The organism is Caballeronia sp. LZ024, assembly GCF_031451455.1.
GTDB lineage: Bacteria > Pseudomonadota > Gammaproteobacteria > Burkholderiales > Burkholderiaceae > Caballeronia > Caballeronia telluris.
On record NZ_JARUXL010000001.1, the window covers coordinates 3,062,510 to 3,071,582 of the forward strand.

At 63.4% G+C, this 9,073-nt stretch carries 8 protein-coding genes; 2 read left to right on the forward strand and 6 right to left on the reverse strand.

Annotation, left to right across the window (positions count from 1 at the left end):
* Positions 1-120 precede the first annotated feature (120 nt).
* The 3 genes from ccsB to QCE48_RS13770 all read right to left on the reverse strand — a co-directional run bounded on the left by ccsB (position 121) and on the right by QCE48_RS13770 (position 4,388).
* Positions 121-1,323 (reverse strand): c-type cytochrome biogenesis protein CcsB, encoded by a 1,203-nt coding sequence (gene ccsB, locus QCE48_RS13760; protein ID WP_309787164.1) that lies wholly within the window; start codon positions 1,321-1,323, stop codon positions 121-123.
* A gap of 4 nt (positions 1,324-1,327) precedes the next feature.
* Complete coding sequence (locus QCE48_RS13765) at positions 1,328-3,565, reverse strand: cytochrome c biogenesis protein ResB (RefSeq protein WP_309787163.1); 2,238 nt, start codon at positions 3,563-3,565, stop codon at positions 1,328-1,330.
* A gap of 166 nt (positions 3,566-3,731) precedes the next feature.
* Positions 3,732-4,388 carry a cytochrome c gene (locus QCE48_RS13770; protein ID WP_087632588.1) on the reverse strand — a complete coding sequence of 219 codons (657 nt, stop codon included), beginning with the start codon at positions 4,386-4,388 and terminating at the stop codon, positions 3,732-3,734.
* Positions 4,389-4,665: 277 nt separating this feature from the next.
* Between QCE48_RS13770 and yihA the strand changes: the two genes are divergently transcribed.
* Together yihA and hemB are read left to right on the forward strand one after the other, a co-directional pair.
* Positions 4,666-5,328, forward strand: coding sequence for a ribosome biogenesis GTP-binding protein YihA/YsxC (gene yihA / locus QCE48_RS13775; RefSeq protein WP_309787162.1), 663 nt, complete (start codon positions 4,666-4,668; stop codon positions 5,326-5,328).
* Positions 5,329-5,584: 256 nt separating this feature from the next.
* Positions 5,585-6,583, forward strand: coding sequence for a porphobilinogen synthase (gene hemB / locus QCE48_RS13780; protein WP_309787161.1), 999 nt, complete (start codon positions 5,585-5,587; stop codon positions 6,581-6,583).
* A gap of 52 nt (positions 6,584-6,635) precedes the next feature.
* On the opposite strand, the gene dsbD is transcribed toward hemB, so the two are convergent.
* The 3 genes from dsbD to QCE48_RS13795 form a co-directional block, all read right to left on the reverse strand.
* Entirely contained in the window at positions 6,636-8,477 is a 1,842-nt protein-coding gene (dsbD, locus tag QCE48_RS13785) for a protein-disulfide reductase DsbD (protein WP_309787160.1), read from the reverse strand.
* Positions 8,470-8,814: a divalent-cation tolerance protein CutA gene (gene cutA, locus QCE48_RS13790; RefSeq protein WP_309787159.1), complete on the reverse strand. Its 345-nt coding sequence runs from the start codon at positions 8,812-8,814 to the stop codon at positions 8,470-8,472. The genes dsbD and cutA overlap by 8 nt, the downstream gene beginning before the upstream one ends.
* 133 nt (positions 8,815-8,947) lie before the next feature.
* The coding region (locus QCE48_RS13795; RefSeq protein ID WP_309794196.1) for a transposase domain-containing protein at positions 8,948-9,073 on the reverse strand (126 nt) is incomplete at its 5' end.

Here is a 9,073-nt window from a genome sequence, read left to right on the forward strand (position 1 = left end):
GCATTCCCCACAGTAATAAAGGTCGAACAGGCTTTCGGGTGCGCCTATTCCGCGCATGGCGAAAAAAAACCGCCAGCAAAATTTGCGTGACGGTTTTTAGTCGTGCGACGGCTCGCCGGATTACAGCTTGCCGTAACTATGCAGCCCCGAAAGGAACATGTTGACGCCGAGGAACGCGAAGGTCGTGACGATCAGCCCCGTCAGTGCCCACCAGGCAGCGGCGGCGCCGCGCAGGCCCTTCATCAGGCGCATGTGCAGCCACGCCGCGTAGTTCAGCCACACGATCAGCGCCCACGTTTCCTTCGGGTCCCAGCTCCAGTAGCCACCCCACGCCTCGGCGGCCCACAGTGCGCCGAGGATCGTCGCGATGGTAAAGAACGCGAAGCCCACCGCGATCGACTTGTACATCACGTCGTCGAGCACTTCGAGCGACGGCAGGCGGTCGGCGAGCACACCGCGCTCTTTCGCCAGATACGCCACCGACACCATCGCCGACAGCGCGAAGCTGCCATAGCCGATGAAGTTCGCCGGAACGTGGATCTTCATCCACCAGCTTTGCAGCGCCGGGACAAGCGGCTGGATCTGCTGGGCGTCGCGGGCGATCGAATACCACATCAGGAAGCCGACGGCCGCGCCGATCACGAGCAGCACGAACGCACCCATCGCGCGCGTCGCGTAATGCTGCTCGTAGTACAGGTAGAAGAGCGACGTGATCAGGCAGAACAGCACGAAGACTTCATACAGATTCGAGATGGGAATGTGCCCAACGTCCGTGCCGATCAGATACGACTCGTACCAGCGCACCATCAGGCCGACGAAGCCCATCAGCACCGCGACCCACGTCATGCGCGAGCCGATCGCGCCGCCCGTCGCCGAGCGTGACAGAAGGCCGATCCAGTAGAACACCGTCGCGAGCACGAAAAGCGCGCTCATCCACAGAATCGCGGACTGGCTCGACAGGAAATACTTCAGGAAAAAGTTCGTGTCGGCGCGGGCGAGGTCGGCGTGATAAAGCTGGATCGCCGAGAGCGACAGCAACGCGATCATCGCGATCAAGAGCCGCACCGGCTTCCAGCGCCAGCCGAGCACGACGAAGGTCGGCACGGCTGCGATCAGCACCGCCTTGTCGTAATAATCCATGAACGGGTAGTAGCGGTTCAGCGCGAAACCCGCGCCCGCCACCATCGCCAGCGCGAACAGCCAGTCGAGCGCGCCGAGCTTCTTCAGGAACGGACGGTCGTCGAACAGCGACGCATCGGCGGGTCTCGGTGCGGGCGTCTGCGCGGCCGGAGTCGAACGGGTGGAAGCTTGAGTGAGAGCCATGATCTTACCGAGTTGATTCGTGCGAGCCGACGGATTCGGACTGCGCGGCGGCCGGGTGCGACGCCGGGACGGCTTCGGCCGCCTCGCTGGCTTCGACCGGCCTGCCGCCGAGCGTGGCCGCGATGGTGTCGCGCGTCTGGGCGAATTCCTTTTCGAAGTCGAGCGTCCTGCGCGCGGTGGACATTGCCATCAGCACGGTCGCGCCGCCCTCGTCTTTATCTTTGAGCCAGAACCAGAGCCGGCGTTCGCGGACGTAGAACATCGCGAAAATGCCGAGTACGAGCAGGAGGCTGCCAAGATACACCAGTTTTTTACCCGGCGCGCGCGTGAGCTGGAACACCGACGCCTGGATCTGCTTGAACGAATCCAGTTGCAGGAAAACCGGCGATCCGTACAGAAAGCTGTCGGAAAGCGCGTTGATCGACGATTGGACGAACGCGGTCGTTTTTTCGTCGACCCTGGCTTCCGGCAGGCCGTTTTGGGCGCGCGCGATCTGCCACACGTCCCATGTCGCGCCTTCCAGCATGCGCAGAAGGAGTCCCGCCGCCTTTTCCTGCTCGCCCTTCGGCACCGAGCGGTCGATGAAGCTCGCGATCGCCTGGAAGCCGCCGGTCACCTGGCCGTTTTGCGGCGCTGCGCCGGATTCGTCGGTGCCCGCGAAGAGATTCAGCACCCGAACGGCGCTCTCTTCCAGATGCTTCTGCAACTCGCCGCTCGACTGCGGCACCGAGCGCTGCGCAAAGCGATGCGCCGCCTCGATGCGCGTCGCCGGCGTCGCGAGCGCCGCGCGCAGCAGCATCCACTGCTTGACGGAGTTCTGTTCGTCGGCGGGAATGCGCAGGTAGCGGAACGGATCGTTCGGGCTCGCGCGCATGCCGGCGAGGAACATTGGCTGGCCGCCGACATCGACCGGCAGCATGTAGTTGTTGTATTCGCGGGCCTGGCCGTCCGTGCCGCGCACCTTGTACTGCACCGACGGTCCGACGTTGCGCAGGTCGTTCGGCTTCGACGTCTTCGCGCCCGAACCCAGGCGTTCGTCGAACGCCTGCTTGAGCGAATGCGTCTGGCCGACGCCGCGCGCATCGATCTCGCCGCTGCCGTTCGTCACGTTTTCGACGTTGATCGCGCGGAAATCGGTGAATTCGACCGTATCTCCCTTGGCGCCGATCATCTGCGAACTGATCGGCGCCGTCCCGCCGATCGCGCCGTTGAACGGCATCGTTTTCGGGCTGTCGCCGGACATCGGCCACGCGGTCATTTCGAGCTTCGAGCCGCCGTCCTGAAAACTCGACTGGTAGATCGAGATGCCGTCGTAGGTGAACGGCTTGTTCACTTCGATGCGCGCCGGAATGCGCTTGCCGGTCGCGTGGTCGATCACGACGATGTCGCTCGCGAAGAGCTTCGGCATGCCGGTCGAGTAGTAATCGACGATGAACTTGTCGAGTTGAATGGAGAACGGCAGGTCCTGGATCAGCGATCCGTCCTGCTGGTTCAGGATCGCCGTGCCGACGTACTGGCCCTCGGGCACCCACGCGTAGCCGCGAAATGTCGGGTTCGACTGCGACAGCCGGTGTTCCGGCGGTATGTCGTTGATGACGGCGTTCGTGCTGACCGGCGTCTTGTTGAAGAGCCACATCTGAAACTTGATGGGCAGGTTGCTGTCGAGCAGTCCGCCGAGGCAAATCACGACGATCGCCAGATGCGCCGAGATATAGCCGAGTTTCGTGAGCGCGCCGCGCTTGGCCGCGATCAGCGTCGCGCCGCTATCGGTTTCGCGCGTGACGAGCTTGTAGCCGAGTTTGGTCGAGAGGCGCTGCAAGGTCGCGGCGGTTTCGGCGCGGTTCGTCGTCACCGCGTACTCGCCCTTGTGATGGAACGCGCGCAGGCTGCCTTCGCGCACGCGGTCCTTCCAGCTCTTCATGTCGGCGATCATCTTGGGGCCGTTGCGGATCACGCACAGCGATACCGAGATCACCAGAAAAATCATGATGACCATGAACCACCACGCGCTGTACACGGTGTAGAGGCTCAGGCCACGGAAGATGTCGGCCCAGAACGGACCGAACTGGTTGACGTAATTCGGGTACGGATCTTCCTGCGTGAGAACCGTGCCGATGATGCTCGCGATCGCGAGCACGACGAGCAAGGCGATCGCGAAGCGCATCGAACTGACGAGTTCGACGAAATGCCTGACAGCCCGACGACTCGACTTCGACTGCATTCCCGAGGTGGTGACGCTCATTCAAACTCCGACTGGACAGCAAAAAAGGGTGGAGACGCCAGCGGTCATTGACCGGCGTCCCACCCTTTTCTTGTTTGCGCCGGTCTCGTCGGACCGGCTTCGTAATATGGGCGACTGCTGCGTGGCGACACCATGAGCGGCTGCCACGCTCTTTGACGCGTGAAGCTTAATGCAAACCCGCGATGTAATCCGACACCGCCTTGATCTCGGCATCCGTGAGGCGCAGCGAGATTGTGTGCATCGGCTCGCTGTTGTTGCGCGTGCCCTGCGCGAACGCGGTCAACTGCGCCGCAGTGTAGTCGCCCCACTGCCACGAGAGCCGCGGATACTGCACCGGAATTCCCATGCCCGTGGCGCCATGACAGGCCGCGCACGCCGGCACGCCCTTGTCCGCGATGCCGCCGCGGTAGATCTTCTGGCCGAGCGCGACGGTGTTCTTGTCGCGCGCGAAGCCCGGCTTGGTCTTCTGCGACGCGAAGTAAGCCGCGACGTTGACCGCATCCTGATCCGACAGCGCGCTCGCGATGCCCGCCATGATCGGGTTGTTGCGCGCCGGCGCCTTTGCGCCGGGCTGCGTCTTGTAATCCTTCAACTGCTTGACGATGTATTCGGCATGCTGGCCCGCGAGCTTCGGAAACGCCGCGCCGGCGCTGTTGCCGTCCGCCGCGTGACAGGCGGCACATACCTGGGTTGCGATTGCCTGTCCCCGGTTCAGATCCGGTTTCGCAGGCTGGGCGGGCTCCGCCGCTTGTCCTGACACTGCCAATCCACCGAACGTTGCTGCGACTTGAAGCACCATCAGAGACTTGTACAGTCGGTTCATTCGCGTACCCTGTTTTTCGTCTTGTGAGAATGTGAGGTTCTGCAAAACGACGGCGACCTTTTTCGCCACAAGATACCCGAACGAAGGGCTCGAAAAATGCCCGAAAATCCGTCCCGCTCCTTATCTGGCTTGGGTCTTGCGCGCCCTTGCTGGTCTTTTCGAAAACCGCCGTATTGTACAATAACCCGCTAATCGCAAAGACGCCAGTCGGGGCGAGCCCCGTATTTACGGGGTTCTCAAGGCTTGGGTTCTCACAGCTTTCTCAATCGGCCCGCCAATGTCATTCCTGCTCCATCAAGCCCGTTTCTTCACGACGGTCAATCATCTGCGCGATCTGCCGCCCACGCCGCAGCCCGAAATCGCGTTCGCCGGACGCTCGAACGCGGGCAAGTCGACCGCGATCAACATCCTGTGCAATCAGAAACGGCTGGCTTTCGCGAGCAAGACCCCGGGACGCACACAGCATATCAACTACTTCTCCGTGGGTCCGGCCGACGCGCCCGTCGCGCATCTCGTCGATCTGCCCGGTTACGGTTATGCGGAAGTGCCGGGCGCCGCGAAGGCGCACTGGCAGCAACTGCTCTCCACTTACCTGCAAAGCCGCGCCCAGCTTTGCGGCATGATCCTGATGATGGACTCGCGCCGGCCGCTGACCGAACTCGACCAGATCATGATCGACTGGTTCGCGCCGACGGGTAAGCCGATCCACGCGCTTCTCACCAAATGCGACAAATTGACGCGACAGGAGATGACCAACGCCCTGCGCGCGACGAAAAAATCGTTCGCGGATTACAAGGCGGCAGGCTATCGCGGGGAACTGACCGTGCAGCTTTTTTCGGCGCTCAAGCGCACGGGCATCGAAGAGGCGCACGAGTTGGTCGAAAGCTGGCTGATCCCTGAAGCGACGGGCGAGAGCGAAACCGAAGACGCGTCGCAGTGAACGCGCTTATCACGCGAAAAGCGGCCGCGCATAAAAAAACCCGCCGCATGACGGCGGGTCAAACAGCCTAATCGAATAACGACAGGCACCCGCTCAGGGAGGAGAAGCGGGGAGTTCAGCGCAAAGCGCCTAGCTCGATCGGTATGATATACCATTGTCTTGAAAAGTTTCTGGACGGGCCCGCGCGGCACAGCCAGCAAGGCTTGCGAGCCAGTCCGCGCCCGCCACCAATCGAATCCCCCACGTCGACGACATCATGAGTTTCTATCCGCATCACCGTCCGCGCCGCATGCGCCGCGACGACTTCTCGCGCCGCCTGATGCGCGAAAACCTCCTCACCACGAATGATCTGATCTACCCCGTTTTCATCGTCGAAGGGGCGAATGTGCGGCAGGCGGTGCCGTCGATGCCCGGCGTCGAGCGCACCTCCGTCGATCTGCTGATGAAAGTGGCCGAACAATGCGTCGAGCTCGGCGTACCGGTGCTGTCGCTTTTCCCGGCCATCGAGCCTTCCCTGAAGACGCCCGATGGACGCGAGGCGACCAACGCCGAGGGCCTGATTCCGCGTGCCGTGCGCGAGCTCAAGAAAAATTTCCCGGAGCTCGGCGTGCTGACCGATGTCGCGCTCGACCCGTACACGAGTCACGGCCAGGACGGCGTACTCGACGACGATGGCTTCGTGAAGAACGACGAAACGAGCGAGATCCTCGTCGAGCAGGCGCGAACGCAGGCTGAAGCGGGCGTCGACATCGTCGCGCCGTCGGACATGATGGACGGCCGTATCGGCGCGATTCGCGAGATGCTGGAAAGCGAGGGCCACATCCATACGCGCATCATGGCCTATGCCGCGAAGTTCGCGTCGGCGTTCTACGGGCCTTTCCGCGACGCGGTCGGCTCGGCTGCGAATCTCGGCAAGGGCAACAAGATGACGTATCAGATGGACCCGGCCAATTCCGACGAAGCCCTGCGCGAAGTACGCATGGACATCGAGGAAGGCGCCGACATGGTGATGGTGAAGCCCGGCATGCCGTATCTCGACATCGTCTATCGCGTGAAGGAGGAATTCCGCTTTCCGACCTACGCGTATCAGGTGAGCGGCGAATACGCGATGATCAAGGCGGCCGCGCAGAACGGCTGGCTCGATCACGACAAGGCGATGATGGAATCGCTGCTCGCGTTCAAGCGCGCGGGCGCGGATGGCGTGCTGACGTATTTCGCGCTCGACGCCGCGCGCATCCTGCGGGCATCGAAGTAAGCGGTTTTGGATTGGGAAAAGGGGCGATGCTGTTGGCATCGCCCCTTTTTTTTCAGGTCGTCGGCGCGGTGCCGAGTTTTTCCATGCTCTTCAGGAATTTTTCCGGCGATTCATACCCGACGACGCGCGCCTTTTCGTTGCCTTGGGCGTCGAAAAAGATGATCCCGGGCGGGCCGAACAGTTTGAAGCGCTTGAGCAAGGCCTGATCGTCGGCATTGTTCGCGGTGACGTCGGCGCGCAGCAGGTTCAACTGCGCAAGGCGCGCTCGCACGCGCGGATCGCTGAACGTCAGATGCTCCATTTCCTTGCAGGACACGCACCAGTCCGCGTAGAAATCCAGCATCGCCGGTCGGGCCGCTGCTTTGACGGCGAGGTCCAGTTCCGTCGATGAACGCACCGGCGCGAATGTCGGGCCCTGCGCCTGTTGCGTCACACCGCCGCCGCTACCGCGCGCGGCGAACACGGCGAGCGGACGCAACGGATCGGTCGAGCCGGCGGCGAGGCCCACGAGCAGCGTCGCGGCCCAGATCGCGAACGCGGCGCCGAGGCCGCGGCCGAGGCGTCGCCAGATCGTCAGGGTCGCCGCGCCCGCCGCGAAAAGGCCGAGCGCCGCCGCCGAGATCAGCAGCCACAGCGCGGCGAGCAGCATCTGCGCGACGCCGCCCAGCACGGGCCAGACGATCCACAAGGCCGCCCCGAGTAGCACCACGCCGAAAAAGACCTTCACGCCGTCCATCCACGAACCCGCGCGCGGCAGCAGGGTGCCGGCGCCCAGTCCGATGATGAGCAGCGGCACACCGAGCCCGACGCCCATCGAGAACAACGCGGCGGCTCCCAGCGCGGCGCTGCCGGTATGCGCAACGAACGCGAGCACCGCGAAGAGCGGCGCCGTCATGCAAGCGCCCACGACCAGCGCCGACAGCGCGCCCATCACCATCACCGCGGCGAACTTCCCGCCGGACCGTTTCTGCGACGCCGCGTTGACGCCGCTCTGCCAGCGCTCGGGCAGCGCGATATCGAAGCCCGCGATGAGCGTCAGCGCGAAAGCCGTCAGCAGCACGCCGAACGCGCCGAGCACCCACGGATTCTGCAACCACGCGCCGAGACTCTGCCCGACGAGCGCGGCCGCGACGCCCAGCGCGGTATAGACGAGCGCCATCCCGAAGACATAGGCCGACGACAGCGCAAACCCGCGCGCCCGCGTGACGCGCGCGCCCTCGCCGATGATGATCGCCGAGAGGATCGGGATCATCGGATATGAGCACGGCAAGAGGCTCAGCACGACGCCCGCGACGAAATACAGCCCGACGACCGCGAAAAAGCCGCCGCCTTCCAGCAGCGATTGCGCGTAATCGGCGTTTGTCGCGCGGTCGTACCAGGGCGTGTCGGTGCGGGCCGGCGGCGCGGCGGCGGTGGCACCGGCGGCCTGAAGTGCCGCGCCGTTGACACGGTAGACGCGCTCCATCGGCGGATAGCAGATGCCCTGGTCGGCACAGCCCTGCGACGTCACGGCGACATCGAACGGTCCGCTCGCCTGCTTGACCGGGATGCGAATAACGAGGTCGCCGCGATAGGTTTCGACGTCTTTGTTGAACGTCTGATCGAAGTGCACTTTGCCAGCGGGCAACTGCGCGTCGCCGAGCGTCGCCGCGCCGCCTTTCGCGGCGAATGCAAACCGCTCGCGATACATGTAGTAGCCATCCGCGATCTTGTACCGCACTTCGATCTCACCGGGACGTTCAGTCGCGCTGAACTTGAACGCGACGGCCGGGTCGAGGAAGTCGTCCGCCGCGCGCGCGACGTTCGACGCCCCGAGCAACAGGAGGCAACACGAGAGCAAATAGGCAGCCGCCGCGAACACGCGACGCGCAAAGGCGCCAGAAGACTTAAACATGAAGACGACGTGAAGTTTCCGCGATGACCCACTGCCCGTAACCGAACGCTGCTTCCGCCTGCCACGAGAGAATTTCGGGTGTTTCGTAGGGATGATTCGAAGCAATGAAGCGCCGCAATTCGTCGCTGCGGCCGATTGAGGTTTTGAACAGCACCTGGAGTTCTTCAGCCATTTCCACCTGCCCTTGCCAGTGATAGCGCGAGCGCACTGCGCCGTATTCCGTCACGCATGCGGCGAGTCGTGCTTCGAGCACCTTTTGCGCGAGAACGCTGGCGCTGGCGGCGTCGGGAAGTGTCGTCATGATCAGGACAACCGGGGGGGTTACTTCGGATTTCATCGCGTGCGGGAGCGGTCGGAAAAGGGGTACGCACGTATCGTAGCACCGACGCCCCACGCCCATCCGATGCGACGATTGCGCTCACCGAGCGTAAGCGCCCGGTGATCCCAGGGGTTCGGCAGCCGACGTCAGCCTACTGTTGGAGCTGAGGCTGCCAGAAGTGCGGCAGCAACTCGTCAAGCCGGCTGGCGGGCTGTGTAGGGAGCCGCGTCATGATGTCTTTCAGATAGGCATAGGGATCGTGCCCATTAAGCTTGAC

Excerpts from the sequence above, each read along its gene's own strand:
- ccsB (WP_309787164.1), bottom strand. The coding sequence starts at position 1,323 with ATGGCTCTCACTCAAGCTTCCACCCGTTCGACTCCGGCCGCGCAGACG.
- QCE48_RS13765 (WP_309787163.1), bottom strand. The coding sequence starts at position 3,565 with ATGAGCGTCACCACCTCGGGAATGCAGTCGAAGTCGAGTCGTCGGGCT.
- QCE48_RS13770 (WP_087632588.1), bottom strand. The coding sequence starts at position 4,388 with ATGAACCGACTGTACAAGTCTCTGATGGTGCTTCAAGTCGCAGCAACG.
- yihA (WP_309787162.1), top strand. The coding sequence starts at position 4,666 with ATGTCATTCCTGCTCCATCAAGCCCGTTTCTTCACGACGGTCAATCAT.
- hemB (WP_309787161.1), top strand. The coding sequence starts at position 5,585 with ATGAGTTTCTATCCGCATCACCGTCCGCGCCGCATGCGCCGCGACGAC.
- dsbD (WP_309787160.1), bottom strand. The coding sequence starts at position 8,477 with ATGTTTAAGTCTTCTGGCGCCTTTGCGCGTCGCGTGTTCGCGGCGGCT.
- cutA (WP_309787159.1), bottom strand. The coding sequence starts at position 8,814 with ATGAAATCCGAAGTAACCCCCCCGGTTGTCCTGATCATGACGACACTT.